Genomic DNA, 23,245 nt, shown 5'->3' on the forward strand with positions numbered 1-23,245 from the left:
AAAAAAAATAATATATTAATGTCCACTATATGGAGACAATTCAAAGCGAATGAAATAGCCCTTATCATGTTGGCACACAGGACAGCGTTCCGGCACTTTCGTACCTTTAAATACATAGCCGCAGTTCAGGCACATCCACTCCTCTTCCACATCTGACACAAAAAGCTTCCCTTCCTTAAGCAGTTTTGCAAATCTGCCAAAGCGGTCTCCATGGATTTTCTCTATTTCCGCTATCTGCGAAAAAGAATACGCTATCTGGTCAAATCCCTCCTTTTTTGCGGTTTCCCCGAATGACTTGTAGACCGGGTCATGCTCCTCATATTCATTGTGCTGCGCCTTGTCCAGAAGATGGTATACATCATCCGAGATATCCACCGGATAACCACCATCCACAGTAATGGTACTTCCGGCCATTTCCCTCAGATGATTGTAGAAAATTTCGGCATGCTCCTTTTCCTGGGAGGCCGTAAACGCAAAAACCGCGCTGATGACATACAGGCCGTTTTTCTTTGCCTGAGAAGCCGCAAAAGTATATCGGTTCCTCGCCTGGCTTTCTCCGGCAAAAGCCCTCATCAGATTATCTTTTGTCACACTTTCTGAAAAATTAACCATTTTTATACCCCTTTCATTTGACATCTGATAAAAGTATGTCCATCCGACAATAAAATATTATGGAAATTACTTTATAATTTCTATTGTCTTTATTTAGAAAAAATACTAAAATAGTAACAGTAAGAAGAATATCGGCCCAGGGCCGGTATGGGGGTGCACATATGAAGCTTCAGCAGGTATTAAGCTACGTCCGCAAAGCCGTGGACGATTATCAGATGATAGAGGACGGCGATAAGATTGCCATCGGTATCTCCGGCGGCAAAGACAGTCTCACTCTTTTATATGCGCTTCACAGTTTAAGACGCTTTTATCCAAAACATTTTGATATCCATGCAGTCACAGTGGATTTAGGATTCCAGAACCTTAATCTTGATAAAATCAAGGATTTATGCCGGGAACTGGAAGTGGAATATACTATTGTACAGACAGACATCGCAAATATCATCTTCGAGGAGCGCAAAGAGGATAATCCCTGCTCTCTCTGCGCCAAAATGCGTAAAGGCGCCCTGAATCAGGCCATCAAGGAAGCCGGATGTCAGAAAATCGCCTATGCCCACCACAAGGACGATGTGGTGGAGACTATGCTGATGTCGCTTATCTTCGAGGGACGATTCCATACATTCTCACCGGTCACTTATCTTGACAGGACTCAGCTTACAGTCATCCGTCCTCTGCTGTACATGAATGAAGCGGACGTCATCGGCTTTGTCCATAAACATGATGTCCCTGTGGTGAAAAGTCCTTGCCCGGCAGATGGATACACCAAGCGCGAATATGTAAAAAATCTGCTCCGCCAGCTGAATCAGGAAAATCCCGGGGTAAAAGAACGGATGTTCACAGCAATACAAAGCGGCAATATGAAAGGTTGGACTACATATGGCTGTATTAAATGAAAATAATTATCACGATGAACAGAACAAACAAAATATCCTGAAAATGAGGGCCGTCCTGGAGACACTCCCTCCTTTCTGCAAGACCTTTTTCCGCGGAATCGAAGAATATACCTCTGCGCGCACCAGATTGGCCTATGCCTATGACCTCAGGCTGTTCTTTGAGTATCTCCACTCCCAGAATGCCTTATGCCAAAAGATGGAAATCAAGGATTTTCCTTTCTCTATGTTGGACGAGCTGACACATCTGGATATCGAAGAATATCTGGAATACATGTCCCTCTATCAGAAAGACGGCAAGGACATCACCAACGCGGAGCGCGGAAAGTCAAGAAAGCTTGCGGCTCTGCGCAGCTTTTACAATTATTTCTACAAGTCAGAGATGATTAAGAACAATCCTGCCGCCCTTGTATCTTTGCCAAAACTCCATGACAAGGAAATCATACGTTTAGAGCCTAACGAAGTGGCGATTCTGTTGGATCAGGTGGAGGATGGCAGCAAGCTTACCAAGAAAGAACGGGAATACCATAAAAAAACCAAGATACGGGACGTAGCCCTCCTGAGCCTGCTCTTAGGAACCGGAATCCGTGTGTCCGAATGCGTCGGCCTGGATTTGCAGGACATCAACTTTGATGTCTGCGGCATCAAAATCCGCCGAAAGGGCGGATATGAGGCTGTTGTCTATTTTGGTGAAGAGGTAGAGACCGCGCTTCTGGACTATCTGGAGGAAAGAGAACAAATCATCCCTCTGGAGGGACATGAAAATGCCCTCTTCCTTTCCCTGCAGAATCGAAGAATGACCGTCCGGGCCGTGGAGAATCTTGTAAAGAAATACGCGTCCCGGGTCACCACGCTAAAGAAGATAACGCCCCACAAACTGCGGAGCACTTATGGCACTTCCCTGTATCAGGAAACCGGAGACATCTATCTCGTGGCGGATGTCCTTGGCCATAAGGATGTTAATACCACAAGAAAGCATTACGCGGCACAGCAGGACGCAAATCGCCGCAAAGCGGCCCAATACGTAAGGCTCCGCGAAAAGCCTTCTGATGGGAAATAGGCGTCATTCCACATATTCCTCGGAATAATAGGGAACAATCAGAGTCTGACCGGCTATAATCGTATAGTCGTCATCCAGATGGTTGATGGTCCGTACCTCGGAGATATATTTATTTTTATCCTTATAATAATCATAATCTATATATTCATCGGCGAGGCTCCAGAGGGTCTCGCCTGCTTCAACCGTAACGCTCGTATAATACTTAAAGCCATTTCCGGCATGACTCCTGATAGAGGAATAGAATATGCTCCCTGTCATGATGACACAGGTTACAGCAAGCACGAAAAAGGTAGAAGCCATCATCTTGCGCCTGCGCTCTCTGCGCATGCGAATCATACACCTCCAAAACCTCAGCTCTCCATCATTCATCCTGCGGATACTCTTCTGCTCTTTCATCTTTTAAGTCCCTTTCCTTACCCTGAATCCGTTCATATGTTCTGGAACATTTGTTCTGATTTGCATTATAGTACAAGAACATCTGTTTGTCAATAAAAAGCGAACATATTTTTGGAATATATGTTTGCTTTTTTTCCGTATTTGTGATAAGGTAGAAATAGATAAAAGAATAGTCAGTTTAAAATCAGGAGGTTAACATATGGCATCTGGAAAGATATCCGCTAAACAGCAGGAGATACTTGATTATATTAAAGAAGAGATACTGAAGAAAGGCTATCCGCCCACAGTCCGCGAAATCTGCGAGACCGTGAAGCTGAAATCCACCTCTTCCGTCCACTCCCATCTGGAGACTCTGGAAAAGAATGGATATATCCGAAGAGATCCCACCAAGCCCAGAGCCATCGAAATCTGTGATGACAGCTTTCAGATGATAAGGACGGAGATGGTAAATCTTCCCATCATCGGCAATGTGGCAGCCGGCCAGCCCATTCTTGCTGAGGAGAACATCGAGGATTATTTTCCTGTTCCGGCAGATATCGTGCCAAGCGGCGAGTCTTTCATTTTAAATGTCCGGGGAGATTCCATGATCAACGCAGGAATCTTCAATGGCGACAGAGTGTTCGTCAATTCCTGCAGCAATGCCAGCAATGGTGAAATCGTAGTAGCCCTGATTGACGATTCCGCCACTGTGAAGACCTTTTATAGGGAGGACGGCCATATCCGCCTGCAGCCCGAAAATGACACTATGGCGCCCATTATCGTAGACGACTGCCAGATTCTTGGCAAAGTGTTCGGAGTGTTCCGCTTCTACCGTTGATAGATTAAAGACTGTAGTTTTCTCTGATAAATTTTTCGTGCAATAAATTTTTATATCGTTCCCGTATAAATTCTCTCCTTTTGCAGATATTATTATAGCCGGGACTTTAAATGCCGCGCAGAAAAGAGGGAGACAAATGGGAAATAAATTTTTGGACGGTACTGCCCTTACCATTGCCATCATCGGTGCAATCAACTGGGCTTTGATTGGCATATTCCGCTTCGATTTGGTAGCCTTTATCTTTGGTGATATGTCGTGGCTTTCCAGAATCGTCTACGCAATCGTAGGCGTCTGCGGACTCTATCTGATCAGCTTTTATATGCACCTGGGCAACAGAGGGGAATCAGTGTAACGAAAAAGGGAAACTCTGGACGGAATCTTCCGCGCCATGAGTTTCCCTTTCCCATTTTTGTAAAAGCCTTAACCTTCTAAATCCTCTACTTCCATCTGCTTTCCGTCCCGCCAGATACGTTCCAGGTCATAAAGCCGTCTGTTCTCCCGGTCAAAGATATGGACGATGACATCGCCGAAATCCATGAGAATCCAGTTGGCTGTCTGATACCCTTCCGTCTGCCGTTCCGGGCAGCCCGCCCGACCCAGGGTCTCCTGTACATTGTCGCACAGTGTCTGAATCTGATTCCTGTTGCCGCCGCTTGCAATAATAAAATAATCTGCAATGACAGACACCTCACTGATGTCAATGATACGGATGTCCTCTGCTTTCTTGTCCTCAAGCGCCTCGATTGCCATCTTTGCCATTTCCTTTGCGTTCATTTCTTTCATAAATCCTCCTGTTGGGCATCACTTATTGTAACAGTTCCAGGTCTCCTCCGTCATCGGATCGACATCTCCGCCGGAGGCCCTCAGATAATCCAGGGTATCCTTTAAAATCCGGACCAGGGCCTTGTCCAAATCAACGAAAGCGAGCTTTCTGATTTCAGCCAGATTGGGGGCATGTATCCTTCCAGGCTCGATATAATCAGCAACGAAAACAATCTTTTCCAGAGTGCTCATATTCTGCCTGCCCGTAGTATGGCTGCGGATGGCGTTCAGGATATCCGGATTTCTGATGCCATATTCCTTGTAAGCCAGATGGGCTCCCACCTTGGCGTGCAGCAGGAAAGGATTCTTCTTTTCCACTGCAGTAATGGGAATCTTATTCTTTTTGCAGATAGAAAGACGTTTCTCATCCGTAAGGCATTTTGCGCAGTCGTGGAGCAATCCGGCAATCTGCGCATCCCGAACATCACAGTCATAGCGCATAGCCAGAGCTGCCGCCGTATACTCCACGCCCAAAGTATGCTCAAAACGTTTGCTGTCCTGTATCTTTTCCATCGCTCTTCTGAGCTTCTTCAAACTAGTCGCTTTTTTCACGGTAAAATCCCTTTTCTCTGATATATGCCAATACACTGTCAGGCACCAGATACCTGACGCTCTGTCCCCTGCGGATGCGTTCCCTGATTTCCGTGGACGAAAGGGACATATGAAGAAAAGGCAGAAGCAGAATCTCCTGTCCTTTGCAGAATCTCTGCTCCAGGTCAGTCTTCTTTTCCAGCATTTCCGGAAGTGTGTTCTCTCCCCGGACCGCAGCTACCAGAGTGCAGCTGGCAAAAATCCGCTCCGGCGCTTTCCACTTCTCAATCGCAAACAGACAGTCAGCCCCCACAATAAAGAAAAACGCATCATCAGGATATCTCCTGCGCAGCTCCTCCAGGGTCTCATAACTATAAGTATAGCCCTCTCTCCTGACCTCTATGTCAAGGCATTTGAAACAATCATTATCCCTGACGGCAAGCCGTGCCATATGCAGCCGTTCCTCGCCGGGAAGAATCTGCTGCGTGGCTTTCATATAGGGCATTCCCGCGGGAATCATCCACACCTCATCCAAATCCACCGCATCCAGCGCCCACTCTGCCAGCATCAGATGTCCCACATGGATAGGGTTGAATGTGCCGCCTACAATACCGATTCGTCTCATTTCTCTTTCCTTATTTGGGAAGCACAATCTTCGGCTTGTCCCTGTCCGGCTTGTACAGCACGAACCGCTTGCCGATGACCTGCACCACCTGGGAATGAGTCCTGCCTGCCACCATCTCCGCCAGCTCACCCGGGTCATCCGCACAGTTCTTCAGCACCGCTATCTTAATCAATTCATTCCTGTTGAACGCCTCCCCGATGGCCGCCGTCAGCTCTGGTGTCAGGCTGGATTTCCCCACCTGAAAAACCGGATTCAGATTGCTGGCCAGGCTTTTTAGATACGCTCTCTGCTTACTTGTCATAATCTTCTTTTTCCCTTTTCATCAAATTTATCCGGCTATGCCGGGTCTGCCTATTTATAATAGTCAAAGGAATGTCCATATATGCGGACTGTGTCGCCATCGCTGATTCCCAGCGCCTCCAGCTGTTCCAGGATACCGCTGGTCTTCAGGAAGTTCTGGAAAAAGGCGAATCCCTTCTCGCTGTCCAGATTGGTATATCCCAGCATCTTCTCCACGCGGGGCCCCTCTACCACATATTCATCGCTGGAAGCGTCATATTCCACCGTATAAGGTTCATTCTGGATACTGACATTCTGCTCCGGGAAGAACTCCTGTTCGAACACGGTCACCTCATCCCCCAGCTCCTCCAGCATCTGGTTCACATGGTACAGCAGCTCCCTCACGCCCTCTCCGCTGACCGCGGAAATAGGGTAGACAGGAATCCCTTTCGGCTCGAATTCCGCCTTTATGGCATTCACGGGGCTGTCATCCCTGTCAAAAATCACGTCTATCTTGTTAGCGGCAATGACCTGGGGACGCTTGGCGATGTCCGGGTTGTAGGCATCCAGCTCCTTATTGATGGCGTAGATATCCTCTATGGGATCCCGCCCCTCTGTACCGGCCGCATCCACGATATGGATGATGACCTTGGTGCGCTCGATATGGCGCAGGAACTCATGCCCGAGTCCGATGCCTTCCGAGGCACCCTCAATCAATCCCGGAATGTCGGCGATGACGAATCCTTTCGTACCATCCAGATCCACCACGCCCAGATTGGGATTCAATGTAGTAAAATGATAATTTGCAATCTTGGGCTTCGCATTAGTGACTCTCGCAAGGAAAGTGGATTTTCCCACATTGGGCAGGCCTACCAGCCCCACGTCCGCGATGACCTTCAATTCCAGCAGAAGCTCCAGCTCCTTGGCCGGCCGCCCCGGTTGGGCATAGGTGGGCGCCTGCATGGTACTGGTGGCGTAGTGCTGGTTTCCGCTGCCGCCCCGGCCTCCTTTTAAGAGCACAATCTGGCGATTGTCCCCGGACATATCCACGATGACCTGCCCGCTGGCCGCCTCCTTGATGACAGTCCCGGGAGGCACTTTCAGCACGATATCGTTTCCGTCCTTTCCCCGGCAATTGCGCTTGCCGCCGGGTTCTCCGTCCTGGGCCTTATATTTTCGGACATTGCGGAAGTCGATCAACGTGTTGAGCCCATCGTCCACCACAAAAATCACATCCCCGCCTTTTCCGCCGTCCCCGCCGTCAGGACCGCCTGCGGGCACATATTTTTCACGGCGGAATGAGACATGGCCGTCCCCGCCTTTCCCGCTTCTCACATATATCTTGGCTCTGTCTGCAAACATAATGATACCTTCCTCATGCGGCTCTCCGCATAACTTTCTTATAAGGCAAAAACGAGGACTCCAAACGGATTGTTTGGAGTCCCTGTCGATTGAACTATTCCTCTACAGGATAAACAGAAGCACACTTCCTGTCTCTTCCTTTTCTCTCGAAACGAAGGACGCCGTCAACCTTTGCAAACAAGGTATCGTCTCCGCCGATTCCTACGTTTACGCCAGGATGAATCTTGGTCCCGCGCTGTCTGTAAAGAATATTTCCAGCTTTCACGAACTGTCCGTCAGCTCTCTTCGCGCCTAATCTCTTGGACTCGGAGTCTCTGCCGTTCTTTGTGGAACCGACTCCTTTTTTATGAGCGAAAAATTGAAGGTTCATACGAAACATGGTCTACACCTCCTCGAATTTTACTTGTAAATACTTCCCGCCATATTCCCTGCTTATGTTTTCCAGACAGAAAACCATGGAATCCATCAGGAAACACGACTTTTCCTGCAGGATACTCTCAAAATCACATTTCAGGAACCCTGTCTCCTCATTCTCTGTGACTGCAAGCCTCTCCCCGGCTAATTCCTCCAGGGAATTGATAGTGCCGATAGTGAGAGCCGATATGGCCGCACAAAGGATATCGGGCTTTCCGCGCCTGGCGTATCCCGCATGCCCCATACAGTAAAAACCTCTGTAGGAGCCTTTTTTGTCCCTGCAGATCACTACAGTCGTCATAACTGATTATGCATTGATTTTTTCAATCTTGACCTTGGTGTAAAGCTGTCTGTGGCCGTTTTTCTTGTGATAGCCGGTCTTTCTCTTGTACTTGTATACAATAATCTTGCGACCCTTGCCCTGCTCTACCACAGTCCCGGATACAGTTGCGCTGGCTACATCCTGACCAACCTTCAACCCATTATCGCTCACTGCGATAACGCGGTCAAATGTAATAGCGCTGCCGGCTTCTCCCTCGAGCTTCTCAACGAAGATGACATCGCCCTCAGAAACCTTGTACTGCTTTCCGCCTGTTACAATAATTGCGTACATATTAGGCACCTCCTATTCATGAACCGAAGTCCATTTACTCGCTGGCTTTGGTGGCAGCCTTAGCTGCGCTTCGACCGAACCATGCGGCATTTGCGCGCATACACCATGCATAAATGCAACCATATAATGCACACTAGGACATCATAGCATAAGATGCCTGATACTGTCAAGTGTTTCAGTCATTTTTCTTCTCGAAATCTTCCACATACTGAATAATCAGGTTCACGGTGCCCTCTTCCCCAAGGACACTGCTGTTGATGCAAAGGTCATAGCTGTCCGCGCGGCCCCATTTCTTTGAGGAATAGTAATTATAATAGCTCTGGCGCTGCTTATCCTTCTTGATAATCATGTCCTTTGCCTTGTTCTCGCTTAAGCTGTAGCGCTCCATGATATGCTTTACTTTCGCTTCCTCGCTGCCATAGATGAAGAGATTCACCACATTGCTGCGTCCGGCCAGGGCATAGTCCGCACAGCGTCCCACGATGACGCAGGGCCCCTCGTCCGCAATCTTCTTGATTGTGTCGAACTGGGCCAGAAATACCTTATGGCTAATCGGCATATCCACAAAAGAGGAATTGTTATAGCCGAAAGAATAGGTATCCATTACCAGATTATACAAAAACGAATTGGTGGGCCGCTCGTCATGGTTCTGAATCATCTCCTCACAGAAGCCGCTCTCTTTCGCAGCCCTGCTCAGAAGTTCCTTGTCATAGCACTTGATTCCGAAATGCTCCGCAACTTTCTCGCCTATCTCACGCCCGGCTGAACCGAATTGTCTTCCAATCGTAATCACTGTATTCATATTGACACCTCGCTTTTTCAGAGTATAAAAGCTTTATCAAAAAATAAAAGCTTTTATCTGATTATATTATATAACAAACAAAGGATTTAGACAATAGGAAATAAACTTAAAGTATTTCTAACAAATGCAGAAAATACTCCGGCAACGGCGCGTCCACCTCCATATATTCTCCTGTGGCAGGGTGGCGAAAGCCCAATGTCTTTGCATGGAGTGTCTGCCCCTGCAGGCGGAAAGGGGATTTTCGGCCTCCCGCATACACTTCATCTCCCAGCAGCGGATGATTGATGGATGCCATATGCACCCTGATCTGGTGGGTCCGCCCGGTCTCCAGTTCACATTCGATATAGGTATAGCCGTTAAAGCGCTCCAGCACCCGGTAATGGGTGACAGCCACTTTCCCGTTCTTTTCATTGACAGCCATCCGTTTCCTGTCGGTGGGATGCCTGCCAATCGGCCTGTCGATGATTCCCTCCTCCTCTTTCAGAACACCGCAGCAGATGGCGTGATACCGCCTTGTTATGGAATGCTCTTTCAGCTGGGCCGCGATGGAAGTATGGGCCATATCATTCTTGCAGACAATGATTGATCCGGTAGTGTCCATATCGATCCGATGGACGATGCCGGGCCGCATGATGCCGTTAATCCCCGAGAGTTCTTTCCCGCAGTGATGCATCAGGGCATTCACCAGAGTGCCGCTGTAATGCCCCGCAGCCGGATGCACCACCATCCCCTTTGGCTTATTCACGATAACGACATCTCTGTCTTCATAAAGGATATCCAAAGGAATGGCCTCAGGGAGAATGTCCGGTTCCACGGCTTTGGGCAGCCGAAAGGACAGCTGATCCTCCGCTTTCACCCGGTAGCTCCCTTTTACAGGGATGCCGTCAACCGTGACAGCCTCCTCCTTTATCATTTTCTGAATAAAAGAGCGAGACAAAGAATCGATAAGCATAGCAAGACACTTATCGATTCGCTCACCCTCCAGTTCTTCAGTTATCTCATAGCGGAACTCATCCGCATAACGGAATTCATCCATGGAAAGCTTTTTTCCATTGGAAGCCTTTCTTCCATTGGAAATCTCCTTTTGACTTATTCTGCCTGCGCTTTTTTCTTAAAACTCAAGAACTCCAAATCCTCCTCTTTATAGACGAACATGAACAGAAGGAACAGCACAATGGCAGATACTACGATATAACAGTCAGCCACATTAAAAATAGGATAATGAATCAAGACAAAAGAAATGAAATCAACCACATAGTCGAACCGGATTCTGTCCACAATATTGCCCAGAGCCCCGGCAATCAATACTGACATAAGTACATGGACGATGCGGAATTTCTTCTGCCGGGGTATCCGGAACAGAAAGAACAGGATTACAGCCAGCACAAGAAAACCCGTAATCAGAATAAAGGATTTCCGGTTCTGGAACAGGCTGAACGCGATTCCCGTATTCTCAAAATACTGCAGCTCCAGCACGCCGTCAATGAGTACAAAGGCCGGCTGGCCTTTCAGTCGAAGCGTCACCAGATACTTCGTGAACTGATCCAGAGCCAGAAGCGCCGCCGCAATCAGCATATCTATCAATAAAAGTACATAATTCCTGTCTTTACGCATGGGCATCCTCTTCACTGAAATTGATTTCCTCAATGGCCGCCAGAATCTCCTCATCCGTCACGGTCCTGTCAATGACAGCCTTGCCGATTTTTTTCAGCAGTACGAATTTAATCTTGCCGGACTCCATCTTCTTGTCAGATTTCGTCAGCCTCAGAATCTCCTGGGGATCTATATTATCCACGGAGATAGGGAGATAGAAAGGCACGAACATATCCCTTATTTCATAATATTCCTCCATGGTGAGAAGTTCCTTTTTCCATGATATATACGCGGAGGCCACAGTACCAAGCGCTACGCACTCTCCGTGATACAGTTCGAAATTCTTTGCTTTTTCGATTGCATGGCCCACCGTATGGCCCAGATTGAGCAGAGCCCGGTCTCCCTGCTCCGTGGGGTCTTTCTCCACCACCAGCCGCTTCACATTACAGCTGCGGACCATCATCTCCTGAATCACCTTTAAATCCCGCTCACAGATTTCATACATATTTTCTATCAGCCACTCATAGAACAGAGCATCCTTTATCAGGCCATGCTTCATGACCTCCGCAAAGCCGGCAAAATACTGCCTGTCATCCAGAGTCTGCAGAGTTCCCAGATTCATATATACCAGCCGGGGCATCTTGAAAGCCCCCACCATATTCTTATAGCCGTCGAAATCCACGCCGGTCTTCCCGCCGATGCTGCTGTCCGCCTGAGCCAGCAATGTGGTGGGAATCTGAACATAATCAATTCCCCGCAGATAAGTAGCCGCAGCATACCCCGTGATATCGCCCGCGACGCCGCCTCCCAGAGCCAGCAGCATATCCTTGCGGTCGAATCCCTCCTCAATCAGAAAACGATAGATACCTTTCACAGTATCCAGCGTCTTGTTCTCCTCCCCCTGAGGGAAGACATATTTCACAGCTTTCCTGCATTTGCCCTCTATGAGATGAAGCAGTTCCTCCCCATAGAGCTCATCTACCTTTGAATCCGTGGCGATGCAAATTTTCTTCTCTCCGCATTCAAGGGCAGACAATTCTTCCCACAGTTCATCAAAAGACTGACTGAACACGATATCATAACAGGGCTTCTTCTGATACAAAACAGGCATTCTCTCTGACATATCTATCCAAACCTCTCTATCATTGGTCTTTGGCAAATCCCGCCATTATGTATTCAACGGCATTTCAAAAGAATCGTTGAAGATATCCTGGAAGTCGCCGGATATGTCCACGCTGGCAGGCGTGATGATAAAGATATAATGAGATATCTTCTGCAGATTCCCGGATATGGCGAAACAGGAGCCGCTGGTAAAATCTATGATTCGCTGGGCCACCTCGACATCCAGCCCCTCCAGATTCAGCACCACCGTGCGGTTCGCCAGAAGCGTCTCCGTAATCTCTCTGGCATCCTCCACAGAGGTAGGCTTGATGACACAGACCTCCATGCTGCTTCCGCCGCTGACTCTCCTGGAAGCAGACTGTTTAATCGGCGTAATCTTGCTGGAAGAGGCAGGCTGCTTCTTTGGAGGCGGCGCCGCGTAATCATCCTCATAGTCGTCCATATCTCTCACCTTTGAGGAAGCCCTTCTTGGAGGCGGCGCAGGCTCCTCGTCCTCTTCGTCCAGATAGTCGTCGTCATAGTACTCGTCATCCTCTTCGCCGTTCAGTTTCATATAGTTCAAAAACTTATCCATTACACCCATTTCTTACACCATGCCTTTCGCTGCCTTCCATGTTCTATGCAAAGGCTCTCTCTCCGAATATCCCCGTGCCGACTCTTACAAATGTCGCACCCTCTTCTATCGCCACAGAGTAGTCTCCTGTCATACCCATAGATAGGACAGACATATTAACATTATCAATGTTTTTGTTCTCTATGTCAACAGACAATTGCTTTAATTTTTGGAAATATTTACGATTCTCCTCCGCATCTTCCACAAAAGGCGCTATTGTCATTAATCCCCGCACATGTACAGCGGGCAGTTTTGAGGCTTTTTCCACCAGCGAAGCGGTTTCCTCCACTGACACACCGAACTTGCTCTCCTCCCCGGCTACATTGACTTCAATCAGGATATCCGTCTCCACCTGCCGCTTCACGGATTCCCTGCTGATTTCCTCCGCCAGCCGCAGGGAATCCACACTGTGTATCATCGCCACCCTGCCAACGATATACTTGACCTTATTTCTCTGCAGATGCCCGATCATATGCCAATTGATGTCAGAAGGCATCGTCTCTATCCTGTCAAGGAGATCCTGCACTTTGTTCTCCCCGAAATCCCTTGCACCGGCCTCATATGCTTCCTGCACAAGCTCCAGAGGCTTTGTCTTGCTGACCGCTATCAGTGTCACCTCGCTTTCCGGCCGCCCGGCGCGCTCACAGGAAGCCCTGATGATACCTTTCACAGTCTCCAAATTTTCCCTTACCACTTTTCAACCTCCGTTCTGTCCGGTCTTCTGATTAATGAACTGATTGTCATTTACAGACTCCGCATTCAATACGATATAATCATAGACGCTCAGGCCGTATTTCATGTTTGGCTCTACGATAGCATACTCATCATTCTGGTCCAATATGGTTATCTGTCGGAAATCCGCATATCCTTTATTGATATTATATACACCAATCAGCGTTGCCCTTTTGCTCACCGTAAATATCTCCTGGCTGTCCAGTTTATAGAGACTGTCCCCGGAGTCCAGAATGGAGCTGTCCAGATAGTATTCTTTCGTCTCATTGTCAAAATAATACACTTCCACCTCCAGCAATTCGCTGGAAAGCGTGCCGTCCTCCAAAACTGTCTGCCGCATGATGCTGTCCCCGCCGTTATTGCCGCCGGGAATCACATATTCCTCCGGTATCAGGAAGAATTCCTTTTCTACAATAGAAGAAACGGGAATCTTCAGGCCGGTATCGTCCTCGACAATCAGCTCCACGTCCAGGAATCTGTCTGTGGCAAAAGCGACCATGGAGTTGGTAAATGTCAGCTGCAGATAGGTATTGCCGTCCGCATTGGTGAGGAGTTTCGTCTCTCCCCAGGATTCATATTGGTTCTTCAGAAAACGTACTTTTATGAAACCCTCATCCTGAAGCCGGGCGCCCTTGGCAGCATCCACAGGGATGACGATGGACCAGTTTTCATTGGTGGATAATTTATAGACCGCGTCCCCCGCGGCCACCAGGGAATTTCCCATCATCAGCTTCTTCTCGTACTCGTCTTCGTTCCAGATATCCGCCGTCACATCCTTCGGCGTCAAAGTCTCATAGCCGTCCGTCCAATAGGTCACGATTCCTGTATCCGGCGCGTAGGAATAATTGATGATGTTCCCTCCTGAGGTACCGCCCAAATCGCCGACGCTCTGGAGCATATTCGTGTTCGCCAGCTTCAGCACTGTATTTTTCAAAGAATATTTAAAGTCATATGTACTGCCGTACTGCACAGGATCGAATCCGTGGACGAAATTCACGATTTCATTTCTGAAGTCCGTTAGCTCCCTGTCAGAGAGGGAATTCTCCCCCAGGCTCAGGTTCTCCAGCTCTTCGTTCAGGCGTCCCGTCTCATCCACGATATAGACAAGATTGTTCTTCGCTACCCGTTCTCCTTCTCTGGCATAGTAGCTCACATAACCCGCAGTCTCGGCATTCACCACTGTCTCGTCCCGCAGCGCCACCCCCCGGTAGACCGTATCCGTGGCAAGAGAGCCCTCCTGCACTTCGTATCGGACGATGTGGCTGGTCTGGAAGTATATGATGACACAGACGACCACATAAAAGAAAATGACTCCGAAAATCAGCATTCCGATATTCAGATTCAGCGGTTTCCTGTATTTTCTTATTTGGGTTACTTTCTTTGCCGGAGCCCTTTTCCTCCCCGGAACATTCTGCCGCCTCCTGGTGCCATTCCGTGGAACGCCCCTTTTCCGTCTCCTGCCCTTTGCCAATCCCGCGCCTCCAAACAAAAGCCCCGGGCAGTTGCGTTCCGAGGCTTTTGTGTGTAATCAAATCTTATGATTTCTGCAATCAATGCACCACTCGTCCACACTCTTACGGCCAAAAAGCCATTAGAGGGAAACGATGACTTTGTCCTTTAAATCTTCAGGAATCTGCGATTCATCCATGGATATGCTTAAGATGAAATCCACATCGAAATTGTTGCTGAGTTTTTCCAATTTTTCCATGACGGATCCGATATCCTGACCCTCAAGGCATGCTATCTTTAAGAAGTTATCGAAATACATCTGCTGCAGATCGTGATCCTGTGAAATGATGCCGCTCACAAAGCCCATGAACTCGCTGCTGTTCTCAATCATGTACTGAGAGACATCTATCAGGCGCACTTTATTGTTCAGTTCGTACATATGTTTGGTATTCTTATCAAGATACACAATATTGCCTGCAATCTCCTTGATTTCGCTATTTACCTTCTCCAATAGCTGCGTTGTCTTACCTTTACCTTTATTGCCTACGATTAACTGGACCATTGGAAACCCTCCTATAGTATTAATATTTACGATGGATACACCCACCGCATTTCCGTTGCAGCACTGCCCTACAACCATTATAAGTGAAATGCATCCAAAAAACAACCTCTATTTATGAATCTCGTCAAGTAAATCTGTCATTTCCATATACAGCTCCTCAACCCCCTCCGCTCGCAGCACGATGGAGATATAAGGCGCGCCGTTCTCGTCCCGGGAAAGAAGCATCAGACAATACCCCGCCGCATTAGTAGTCCCGGTCTTGCCTCCGATGACTGTCACATTGGCGGGAATCTGCCTTTCTCCCCGCAGATACTGGTTCGAGTTCTGCTGGTCAAAGGCTTTCTCTTTTCCGTCCTTGTCGTAAAATACGGTCTGGTAGCCGGACATATGTATGATTTCATTAAAGGTTTCATACTTGACGGCTTCATTAAAAATCAGATAAAGATCATAGACCGTGGTATAATGCTCCGATTCCGTCAGTCCGTGGGGATTCATGAAGTTCGTGTTGGTGGCGCCGAGCCTGGCCGCCTCCTCGTTCATCATCTCTACGAAGCGCTCCACGCTCCCGCCTACATTTTCCGCGATCAACATCGCCGCGTCGTTGGCGGAATATATCAGCAGAATCCGCAGCGCCTGGTCCATAGTCATGGTATCCCCTGCCCTCAGGCCGCAGAGCACTGCCCCGGATTCCGTAATATTGACCGCATCGGAGGCCGTCAATGTCTGGTTCAGCTGGCCGTACTTCAGAGCGACCAGCGCCGTCATCACCTTGGTCAGACTGGCCGGGTGCAGCCTTTCATGGATATTCTGGGCGTAGAGAACCTGCCTTTCGTTCAACCCGAACAAACCTGCAGCCTCCGCATGGGACATATCCACGGTATCGCTCAGGACATTGCCCGCCGCCACGCACAGATTCTCCGCGAAGGGCACGGCCGTCCGCGTCTCCTGCCTGGTCACCACATTAAAGCTGCTCACGTCATAATCCACATGGTATGCCATGTCATAAGACAGATTCCCGCAGCCCGTGCACCAGCAGACAATGAGCAGCATGCTGCCTAACAATGAAAGAAGCCTTTTCCTACTTGTATAATTCACGCCATTCCAAATCCCCTCTGTCCAGAGCCTTGATCAACAGTTCCGCGCTTGCCAGATTCGTCGCCAGCGGAATATTGTGGGTATCGCACAGGTGCACCACATTATTCACATCCGGCTCATGCTTCTTCGGGCTTAAAGGATCGCGCAGAAAAATCACCAAATCAATCTCATTGTTCTCAATCTGTGCTCCGATCTGCTGCTCCCCGCCCAGGTGTCCCGCCAGGCACTTGTGGACACTCAGGTTCGTGACCTCCTCTATCAGACGTCCTGTGGTGCCTGTGGCATACAGATCATTCTTGCTCAAAATCCCCCTGTAAGCAATGCAGAAGTTCTGCATCAGCTTCTTTTTTGCATCATGTGCAATCAACGCAATGTTCATACGTGTACCTCCTCCATAGCATCTTCTACTGTTTCGATTTCTTTGCCTGAAGCCTTATGTTCAGGACAAACCCCATGCCGATAAATAGACTCAGCAGCGAAGTCAGACCATAGCTGACAAAAGGAAGCGTAAGTCCTGTCGTAGGCAGGATGAAAGTCGCTACGCCAATATTGAAAAAGCCCTGAAAAGCCACGAGCCCTCCCATGCTGGCGGCGATAATCGTCCCCGCCACATCCTTCGCCTTACGGGCCACCGAGATGCATTCCAATGCCACACAGAATAGCAACACGATTACCACGACGCTCCCCTTGAAGCCGAATTCTTCTCCTATTACGGAAAAGATAAAGTCTGTCTGCGCCTCTGAAAGAAAATTGCCATTTTTCACCGATGTAATCTCATTATTTTTGTAACCTTTCCCCTCCAGCTGCCCGGAGGCGATCGCCGTCACGGAATTCAGCTGCTGGTAGGCAAAGGTGGTCTCGTACTCCTGCGGGTTCACGAAAGCCAGCACCCGGTTCTTCTGGTTCTCTGTCAGCAGGTCGTTGTCCGGCTGCAGGGCCAGCGATATCACCAGCGCTACTGCGGGAATCGCCACCGCCATCACCCCGAACACGACTTTCAGGCTGATGCCTCCGGAAAACATAATGACACAGAATATCGCCAGCAGCACAATGCTGGTGGACAGATCCGGCTGCTTCCAGACCAGAATCCACGGCAGGGCATACATCGCCACACAGCTACCCAAGATTGTCACGGTGTTCAATTTCTTCCTATGTTTCATAATAAACTGTGCGAAGAATAAAATCAACAAAATTTTTGCAGTTTCTGAAGGTTGAAATCTCAAACCGCCAATCGTGAGCCAGCGCGTCGCCCCTTTCGCCTCATCTCCCAGCTGCCAGACGGCCACCAGCAGCACCAGATTGCCCACGTACATCAGCCAGTTCAGCCTGATCAGGGCTGTGTAGTCGAAGAAAGAAATGACTATCATCATGACTACTCCGGCCGCCACTCCCGCCAGCTGCCTTGACTGCAGGGACGGCTCCGCGCTTCCAATGGCGATGACGCCTACGGCCGAAAGAGCCAGTATCAGCAGCACCAATTTAAAATCATAATCCCGTAATCTGTATCTTTTAAACATATTTTCCTCTATACATCATTTCCCTCGGCCTTTATTTCGCCAGATCCTTGGCCGTCACGTCCACGATGGGGATATTTGCGTACAGCGAGGGCATCTTGCCGCCCCGCCCCGATTTATTCCCTTTCGTGTTGATCTGGATATCCATATTTTCCGAATCTATCTTCATGTACTTGGACAAAACCTTGGCTATGTCCGTCTTGATCAGCTCCATTACCTCCGGCGAACAGTTGACCCTGTCCGATATCAGCAGAATCTTCAGTCTGTCCTTCGCAATCTGGCAGGAGCTCTTTCTGCGAAAAAAATGTCTCATCTTTCACTCCTCCTATGCCCTGTGAAAAATACCTGTGACCCTGGTCCAGAAAGAAATCCCCTTGTCGAAATTCAGATAAGGTACCTCTTTCCCCTCCACCCGATGCACTACATTCGCGTAGGCCTGCCCTGCCGGAGAGCTGCTCCCCACAAGGGGCTCTCCCTGGTTGGTGGCCACTACCACGCTCTCATCGTCCGGTATGATACCGATCAGCGGAATGGCAAGGATATCCACCACGTCCTGGGCGGACATCATATCCCCTCGCCTGACCATGTCCATCCGCAGCCGGTTGATAATCAGATTCATCTGTTTGAAACCGTTGGCCTCCAGCAGCCCGATGATGCGGTCCGCGTCCCGGATGGCCGACACCTCAGGGGTAGTCACGACTAACGCCCTGTCCGCTCCGGCAATGGCATTCTGGAAGCCCTGCTCGATACCTGCCGGGCAATCCAGCAGAATGTAATCGAACTGCTCCTTTAAGTGTTCAATCACTTTCACCATCTGTCCCGGTGACACTGCAGACTTGTCCCTGGTCTGGGCAGAAGGCATCAGATACAGCCCCGGATGGCGCTTGTCGCGGATCAATGCCTGCTTCACCCGGCAGTTTCCCTCCACCACGTCCACCAGATTGTAGACGATGCGGTTCTCCAGTCCCATGACCACGTCCAGATTGCGGAGGCCGATATCCGTGTCGATAAGACAGACCTTTTTCCCAAGCTTCGCCAGACCCGTTCCTACGTTTGCAGTCGTGGTGGTCTTGCCCACGCCGCCTTTTCCTGAAGTGACGACAATGACTTTGGAGCTTTTCTGCTCCATGGAATGCTCTTTTTCCATTTTTCTGTCCTCCAAAAAAAGAATTTCGCAATGCGATTTCGATTGTCGTCCACTAAACACTTCCAGACACGGCCTCGACGCGTATCAGAAGCTGCTCAGCAAATCTTTGGTAAGCGCTTCGATGATGACTCTGTCGTTTTTTACGGATGCGATTTTCGGCTGTACTTTGGGTTTGATTCCCCATCTTGATCGTCTGGTACCTGATTTATATTTGAAATCGCCGATTCTGATTCTCTCCGGCTCCATTTCAAACGCTGCTATAAAAGCTCCCTCCAGCCCGTTCCCTCCTGCATGGGCTTTCCCGTATAGTCCTCCCAATATGATGATGTTCTTCGCGCTGATGATGCTGCTTCCCGGATAGACATCCCCCAGCATGATGATGCTGTTCTCCGTCTCCAGCACTTCCCCGTCTTTCAAATCGCCCCGGAAGAACTGCCCTTCCGGCTTCTGAGCCATGGCTGCTTCCGTGCGCTCCAGCGCCTTCACGTAATTTTTATTGACGGTATCATCCTTTTCCACAATGCACATAACGTTGATGTCGCTGTTGTCCCGGATGGTCTCCAGTATCCGGATTTCTTCCACGTCCGTCACGGTGCGTCCCTCTATGGACAGCGCCATGGTGACCGCGCCGAAGAAATTCCTGGCATCGGAGAATTTGTATCCTATTTCCTCCAAAAGATTTTCAAAGGGCATCTCCGCGTTCAGATATAATGCAATTCCATTGGGAAAGCTTTTGATGATGACTGCTTCTCTCATGCTCCGCCCTCCTTTTTGTCTAGCGCTCATTGGTGATACCGCCGTCCGGCTCGTCCGCCGTGCCGGTAATCAGTTCATCCACCTCAGCCAGACCATAATAATATTTCACCACATCTCTGGTAGCCTGCGCCGCATAGTCCGAGGAATATCCGAAAGGAATTCTCGTGACGATGCTGATTTCAGGCTGCTCATAGGGCGCATAGCAGGCGAACAGCGCATGGCTGGGCCTGTCATTGGTCTGCTCCGCCGTACCGGTCTTTCCGGCCACGTTCACCGCCAGATTGCTGAAATAGCTCTTGCTCTCCACCACCTGGCGCATTCCCAGATGGATGGCATTCCAATATTCCGCAGGCATCTCCACGATATTGCGGAGGTCCGGCTGGAATTCCTCCACTACCTCGCCCTCAGAATCCGCTATTTTATCCAATAAAGTCAGATTATAACAATAACCGCCGTTGGCCACCGTGGTCACATACCGGGCAATCCCCGTCAGCGTATAGCTGTTGCTGCCCTGGCCGATGGAGGAACGCACCGGATCCTCCGTAGACACATTGGGAGAGGCCTCGGATATCTCGACGCCGGACTTCTCCGTCAGTCCAAACTGCTCCGCGTACTTATACAGCGTATCCAGACCCTCCGTCTCATTATAGATGCCTGAGCCCATGGAAAGCTGGTATCCTATCTCATAGAAATAAACGTCGCAGGACTCGCGGATGGCTGACACAACCGTCTCGTCCCCATGCCCGTATCGGTTCCAGCAGTTGGGCGGAGGATCGATTTCCGTGAAGATACCCTTACAGTCAACCTTACTGTCCAAGTTCACAACGCCCTCCATCAATCCGGCGGCCGCTGACAGCATCTTAAAGGTTGAGCCCGGCGCCGCCGCATACTGGGTGGCATAATTGTACTGAGGATTGGACTTGTCCGCATTCAGCTGGGCGTAATACTCCGCATCGATAGAATTGGCCATCTTATTGTTGTCATATCCGGGATAGGACACGATGGCCAGCACATCTCCCGTGTTCACATCCGTGACCACGCAGGAGGCGTTGCAGGGATCCAGGGCCAGCTGAGCGGGCGTGATATCCAGATGGTCTATACGGTTCATCATGAACTGCCATGCGCTCATCCTCCCTTCAAAAACAGCCTCTCTCTCGTCCTCCGGCACTGAAATCCTGCCCTGTTCACAGAGAATCTGGCATACCTGTCTGCCGCTTATCACATCATTCAGAAGCATATATTTGTAAAAACGTTTCTGAAACTCCGTATTATTGTCTGCCATTTCAATGATATATTCCAATATCTTGTCATAGATTTCCGCAGAATCGGAGTACTTGTCGTCCAAATCCAGCTTGCTCACATCAATCCAGTTCTGAGAGATGCAGTGCTTCAGATACTCGCTTAGACTGATGACCTCCTCCGTGGCCCAGGCCACCTGCGTGGCGTCATCCGACACCACCGCATCCGCCATGATGATGCCGTTTCTGCGCAGCAGCGTCACGATGTTGCTCTGGTAGACCTGATATTCCTTGGAAAGCTGATTATAAGGGGTAAACCCTTCTGTCAGTTCATAGCGCAACGTATCATAGGCAGCCGCTTTGTAGGCCAGATAAGCCGCGTAGACTTCCTTTTCCGTCTCCATGGCATCTTCCCCGGCCATGGATCTGATATCGATGACGGAATTATCGAACATGGTAAAATACACATCATATATGGGAATTCGGATAGCGCTGCTGTCCGCGTTCTTCGCAGGGACATATTCCTTGGCATTGATAATCATGTCGGACACCAGACCCGCCAGCTTCTGCTCCATGATGTGGTAGATAGCCTCTGTCAGGTCCTTGTCGATGGTCAGATACACATCCTGTCCCGCCGTGGCCTCCTTGCGCTCCTCGATGGAGATGACCTTGCCCATGTTGTCCACGATGACTTTCTCATAACCTTTCTGGCCCTGGAGCGTGGTCTCCAGGTAGGATTCTATACCGCTCTTGCCTACCACGTCGTTGATATTGTAGACATCGCTTCCGAATCCCTGCTCCTCCATCTGGCTGTTCAGATCCGCCAGCTCATCGGAGGAAATCTTGCCCGTGTATCCCAGCACATGGGCGAAATATTCGGAGTCCACATAACGGCGCACCGTGTCCGCCTCTATGGTTACCCCTGGCAGGGACTGAGAGTTCTCCATGATGACTGCCACCGTCTTCTCGTTCACATTGGTGGCCACAGTAGTGCCGATATATTTCCGGAAAGAGGTCAGGTTCATGGCATACCGGATGGTGACCATGGTCAGCCAGTCCTCTTTGGTATAGCCGTCCCCCACCAGGAACTTGCTTTTGGAATTGTCAGGATCCTCATAGTTTCCGATAGCAAAATTAGCAGTACCACTTAAGAATGCCATGATGTCATCCGCCGTGGCGGTGCGCTCCTCATCTTTCAGATCCCCGATGTCAGGCTTTCCGTATACATCCGCGATGAAGCGCAGCAGGCTGACGCCTTCCACTGAATATTGGAATTCCCTGTCTTCGTTTAAAAATATCTTAAAATCCGTGATACATTTGTCGCCGTTCTTCTCGATCATCTGAATCAGCCGGTAGACCGTGTCGTTCAGATTCGCGTTCTTGAGCCTCCCTGATTCGAATACGTCCTCTATCTTCACTGAATACGCCAGCTCGTTGTATGCCAGCACATTTCCGTTCCTGTCATAGATATTGCCCCGGGTGCTTGCGATGTCGCGGGTCTTCTCTATCTCCAGGACAAACTCCTCAAGATATTCAGAACCGTGGACAATCTGCAAGTCGAAGCAGCGATAGATCAGCACGCCCGCGAACAGACAGAATACCACTGTGAAAACTGTCAGTCTGCTGGTTATGATGCCGATTATCTTTTCCTTGAACTCATCAAACAAATTTCTGTGCTCTCTTTCTTTCATATCCCTCCAGCTTTTCATTGACTTTCAGAATCACTGGATACAAAAATAAGGTTACGACAATGGTGTACAATGTCTCCGGCAGGATGATGTGGGTAAAATAATAGGAAAAAGCAAACCTGCTCCGAAGCATAAAAGTCAGAATATAGCATATGATTCCATAGGACAGGTCGCTTACCACAATCAGCGCCAGCGGAAGCTTGATATCCTCAGGGTAAAAAATCTTGCAGAACTTTCCGTTCAAAAAGCCTATGTACATCAGCAACAGCGCATAAAAGCCCAGGAATCCGCCGAAAAAGATATCGCTCATAAGCCCGCAGAAGAAACCGATCAGCAGTCCTTCCCGCTCTCCTCTCATAAATCCGAAAGAAGACGTCAATATAATCATAAGGTTCGGTATGATGCCCGCCAGGGCCAGGCTGCTAAAGACACTGCACTGCAGGACGAAACATACGATAATGAATACTGTCACAACTATTTTACGAAGCATGCGTACTCCCCCTTAAGGCTCTG

The 23,245-nt window shown here is 49.2% G+C and carries 30 protein-coding genes; 4 read left to right on the forward strand and 26 right to left on the reverse strand.

Annotation, left to right across the window (positions count from 1 at the left end; translation table 11 throughout):
• Window positions 1-15: 15 nt before the first annotated feature.
• Window positions 16-612, reverse strand: coding sequence for a rubrerythrin (gene rbr, locus NFS35_RS10985; RefSeq protein WP_251207173.1), 597 nt, complete (start codon window positions 610-612; stop codon window positions 16-18).
• A 161-nt stretch (window positions 613-773) separates the two neighbouring features.
• Here rbr and NFS35_RS10990 point away from each other — a divergent pair, with 161 nt between their 5' ends.
• Both NFS35_RS10990 and NFS35_RS10995 read left to right on the forward strand, forming a co-directional pair.
• Window positions 774-1,505: a tRNA lysidine(34) synthetase gene (locus NFS35_RS10990; RefSeq protein WP_251207174.1), complete on the forward strand. Its 732-nt coding sequence runs from the start codon at window positions 774-776 to the stop codon at window positions 1,503-1,505.
• Window positions 1,489-2,562 (forward strand): tyrosine-type recombinase/integrase, encoded by a 1,074-nt coding sequence (locus NFS35_RS10995; protein ID WP_251207175.1) that lies wholly within the window; start codon window positions 1,489-1,491, stop codon window positions 2,560-2,562. The genes NFS35_RS10990 and NFS35_RS10995 overlap by 17 nt, the downstream gene beginning before the upstream one ends.
• Before the next feature lie 3 nt (window positions 2,563-2,565).
• Here NFS35_RS10995 and NFS35_RS11000 read toward each other — a convergent pair whose 3' ends face one another.
• Window positions 2,566-2,958: a LysM peptidoglycan-binding domain-containing protein gene (locus tag NFS35_RS11000; RefSeq protein WP_251207176.1), complete on the reverse strand. Its 393-nt coding sequence runs from the start codon at window positions 2,956-2,958 to the stop codon at window positions 2,566-2,568.
• Window positions 2,959-3,157: 199 nt separating this feature from the next.
• On the opposite strand from NFS35_RS11000, the gene lexA reads away from it, so the two are divergent.
• Both lexA and NFS35_RS11010 read left to right on the forward strand, forming a co-directional pair.
• Entirely contained in the window at window positions 3,158-3,775 is a 618-nt protein-coding gene (gene lexA, locus NFS35_RS11005) for a transcriptional repressor LexA (RefSeq protein ID WP_251207177.1), read from the forward strand.
• Window positions 3,776-3,911: 136 nt separating this feature from the next.
• Window positions 3,912-4,127, forward strand: coding sequence for a DUF378 domain-containing protein (locus tag NFS35_RS11010; RefSeq protein WP_251207178.1), 216 nt, complete (start codon window positions 3,912-3,914; stop codon window positions 4,125-4,127).
• A 68-nt stretch (window positions 4,128-4,195) separates the two neighbouring features.
• Here NFS35_RS11010 and rsfS read toward each other — a convergent pair whose 3' ends face one another.
• The 24 genes from rsfS to mreD form a co-directional block, all read right to left on the reverse strand.
• Window positions 4,196-4,549 (reverse strand): ribosome silencing factor, encoded by a 354-nt coding sequence (rsfS, locus tag NFS35_RS11015; protein ID WP_251207280.1) that lies wholly within the window; start codon window positions 4,547-4,549, stop codon window positions 4,196-4,198.
• A 27-nt stretch (window positions 4,550-4,576) separates the two neighbouring features.
• Entirely contained in the window at window positions 4,577-5,110 is a 534-nt protein-coding gene (yqeK, locus tag NFS35_RS11020; protein ID WP_251207179.1) for a bis(5'-nucleosyl)-tetraphosphatase (symmetrical) YqeK, read from the reverse strand.
• A gap of 22 nt (window positions 5,111-5,132) precedes the next feature.
• On the reverse strand, window positions 5,133-5,753 hold the full coding sequence (gene nadD, locus NFS35_RS11025; RefSeq protein ID WP_251207180.1) for a nicotinate-nucleotide adenylyltransferase: 621 nt from the start codon (window positions 5,751-5,753) through the stop codon (window positions 5,133-5,135).
• Window positions 5,754-5,763: 10 nt separating this feature from the next.
• The gene (yhbY, locus tag NFS35_RS11030; protein ID WP_251207181.1) at window positions 5,764-6,054 is read right to left on the reverse strand and encodes a ribosome assembly RNA-binding protein YhbY; all 291 of its coding nucleotides are present in this window, start codon (window positions 6,052-6,054) and stop codon (window positions 5,764-5,766) included.
• Window positions 6,055-6,104: 50 nt separating this feature from the next.
• Complete coding sequence (gene obgE / locus NFS35_RS11035; protein ID WP_251207182.1) at window positions 6,105-7,394, reverse strand: GTPase ObgE; 1,290 nt, start codon at window positions 7,392-7,394, stop codon at window positions 6,105-6,107.
• Window positions 7,395-7,488: 94 nt separating this feature from the next.
• Entirely contained in the window at window positions 7,489-7,773 is a 285-nt protein-coding gene (gene rpmA / locus NFS35_RS11040) for a 50S ribosomal protein L27 (RefSeq protein WP_251207183.1), read from the reverse strand.
• A gap of 3 nt (window positions 7,774-7,776) precedes the next feature.
• Window positions 7,777-8,109 carry a ribosomal-processing cysteine protease Prp gene (locus NFS35_RS11045; protein WP_251207184.1) on the reverse strand — a complete coding sequence of 111 codons (333 nt, stop codon included), beginning with the start codon at window positions 8,107-8,109 and terminating at the stop codon, window positions 7,777-7,779.
• A gap of 6 nt (window positions 8,110-8,115) precedes the next feature.
• Window positions 8,116-8,421, reverse strand: coding sequence for a 50S ribosomal protein L21 (gene rplU / locus NFS35_RS11050; protein WP_251207185.1), 306 nt, complete (start codon window positions 8,419-8,421; stop codon window positions 8,116-8,118).
• Window positions 8,422-8,596: 175 nt separating this feature from the next.
• Window positions 8,597-9,223, reverse strand: coding sequence for a cytidylate kinase-like family protein (locus tag NFS35_RS11055; protein WP_251207186.1), 627 nt, complete (start codon window positions 9,221-9,223; stop codon window positions 8,597-8,599).
• 106 nt (window positions 9,224-9,329) lie between these two features.
• Window positions 9,330-10,259: an RluA family pseudouridine synthase gene (locus NFS35_RS11060; RefSeq protein ID WP_251207187.1), complete on the reverse strand. Its 930-nt coding sequence runs from the start codon at window positions 10,257-10,259 to the stop codon at window positions 9,330-9,332.
• A gap of 53 nt (window positions 10,260-10,312) precedes the next feature.
• Window positions 10,313-10,837 (reverse strand): signal peptidase II, encoded by a 525-nt coding sequence (lspA, locus tag NFS35_RS11065; RefSeq protein WP_251207188.1) that lies wholly within the window; start codon window positions 10,835-10,837, stop codon window positions 10,313-10,315.
• Window positions 10,830-11,939, reverse strand: coding sequence for a 3-dehydroquinate synthase (gene aroB / locus NFS35_RS11070; RefSeq protein WP_251207189.1), 1,110 nt, complete (start codon window positions 11,937-11,939; stop codon window positions 10,830-10,832). The genes lspA and aroB overlap by 8 nt, the downstream gene beginning before the upstream one ends.
• A 45-nt stretch (window positions 11,940-11,984) precedes the next feature.
• Window positions 11,985-12,521 carry a cell division protein SepF gene (locus tag NFS35_RS11075; protein WP_251207190.1) on the reverse strand — a complete coding sequence of 179 codons (537 nt, stop codon included), beginning with the start codon at window positions 12,519-12,521 and terminating at the stop codon, window positions 11,985-11,987.
• 34 nt (window positions 12,522-12,555) lie between these two features.
• Window positions 12,556-13,245, reverse strand: a complete 690-nt coding sequence (locus NFS35_RS11080; RefSeq protein ID WP_251207191.1) for a YggS family pyridoxal phosphate-dependent enzyme — start codon at window positions 13,243-13,245, stop codon at window positions 12,556-12,558.
• 3 nt (window positions 13,246-13,248) lie between these two features.
• A complete protein-coding gene (locus NFS35_RS11085) occupies window positions 13,249-14,754 on the reverse strand; it encodes an HlyD family efflux transporter periplasmic adaptor subunit (RefSeq protein WP_251207192.1) in 1,506 nt (501 codons plus the stop codon).
• Window positions 14,755-14,874: 120 nt separating this feature from the next.
• Window positions 14,875-15,294, reverse strand: a complete 420-nt coding sequence (locus NFS35_RS11090; RefSeq protein WP_251207193.1) for a twitching motility protein PilT — start codon at window positions 15,292-15,294, stop codon at window positions 14,875-14,877.
• A 108-nt stretch (window positions 15,295-15,402) separates the two neighbouring features.
• A complete protein-coding gene (locus NFS35_RS11095; RefSeq protein ID WP_251207194.1) occupies window positions 15,403-16,389 on the reverse strand; it encodes a D-alanyl-D-alanine carboxypeptidase family protein in 987 nt (328 codons plus the stop codon).
• A complete protein-coding gene (gene mgsA / locus NFS35_RS11100; protein ID WP_251207195.1) occupies window positions 16,373-16,768 on the reverse strand; it encodes a methylglyoxal synthase in 396 nt (131 codons plus the stop codon). The genes NFS35_RS11095 and mgsA overlap by 17 nt, the downstream gene beginning before the upstream one ends.
• Window positions 16,769-16,793: 25 nt before the next feature.
• Entirely contained in the window at window positions 16,794-17,906 is a 1,113-nt protein-coding gene (locus tag NFS35_RS11105; RefSeq protein WP_251207196.1) for an FtsW/RodA/SpoVE family cell cycle protein, read from the reverse strand.
• 31 nt (window positions 17,907-17,937) lie between these two features.
• Window positions 17,938-18,216: a cell division topological specificity factor MinE gene (gene minE / locus NFS35_RS11110; protein WP_251207197.1), complete on the reverse strand. Its 279-nt coding sequence runs from the start codon at window positions 18,214-18,216 to the stop codon at window positions 17,938-17,940.
• A gap of 12 nt (window positions 18,217-18,228) precedes the next feature.
• On the reverse strand, window positions 18,229-19,050 hold the full coding sequence (minD, locus tag NFS35_RS11115; protein ID WP_251207198.1) for a septum site-determining protein MinD: 822 nt from the start codon (window positions 19,048-19,050) through the stop codon (window positions 18,229-18,231).
• Window positions 19,051-19,134: 84 nt separating this feature from the next.
• Window positions 19,135-19,806: a septum site-determining protein MinC gene (locus NFS35_RS11120; protein WP_251207199.1), complete on the reverse strand. Its 672-nt coding sequence runs from the start codon at window positions 19,804-19,806 to the stop codon at window positions 19,135-19,137.
• Window positions 19,807-19,825: 19 nt separating this feature from the next.
• Window positions 19,826-22,735: a penicillin-binding transpeptidase domain-containing protein gene (locus NFS35_RS11125; RefSeq protein ID WP_251207200.1), complete on the reverse strand. Its 2,910-nt coding sequence runs from the start codon at window positions 22,733-22,735 to the stop codon at window positions 19,826-19,828.
• Window positions 22,704-23,222, reverse strand: coding sequence for a rod shape-determining protein MreD (gene mreD, locus NFS35_RS11130; protein ID WP_251207201.1), 519 nt, complete (start codon window positions 23,220-23,222; stop codon window positions 22,704-22,706). The genes NFS35_RS11125 and mreD overlap by 32 nt, the downstream gene beginning before the upstream one ends.
• Window positions 23,223-23,245: the final 23 nt, after the last annotated feature.

The organism is Acetatifactor aquisgranensis, assembly GCF_943193215.1.
GTDB lineage: Bacteria > Bacillota > Clostridia > Lachnospirales > Lachnospiraceae > Acetatifactor > Acetatifactor aquisgranensis.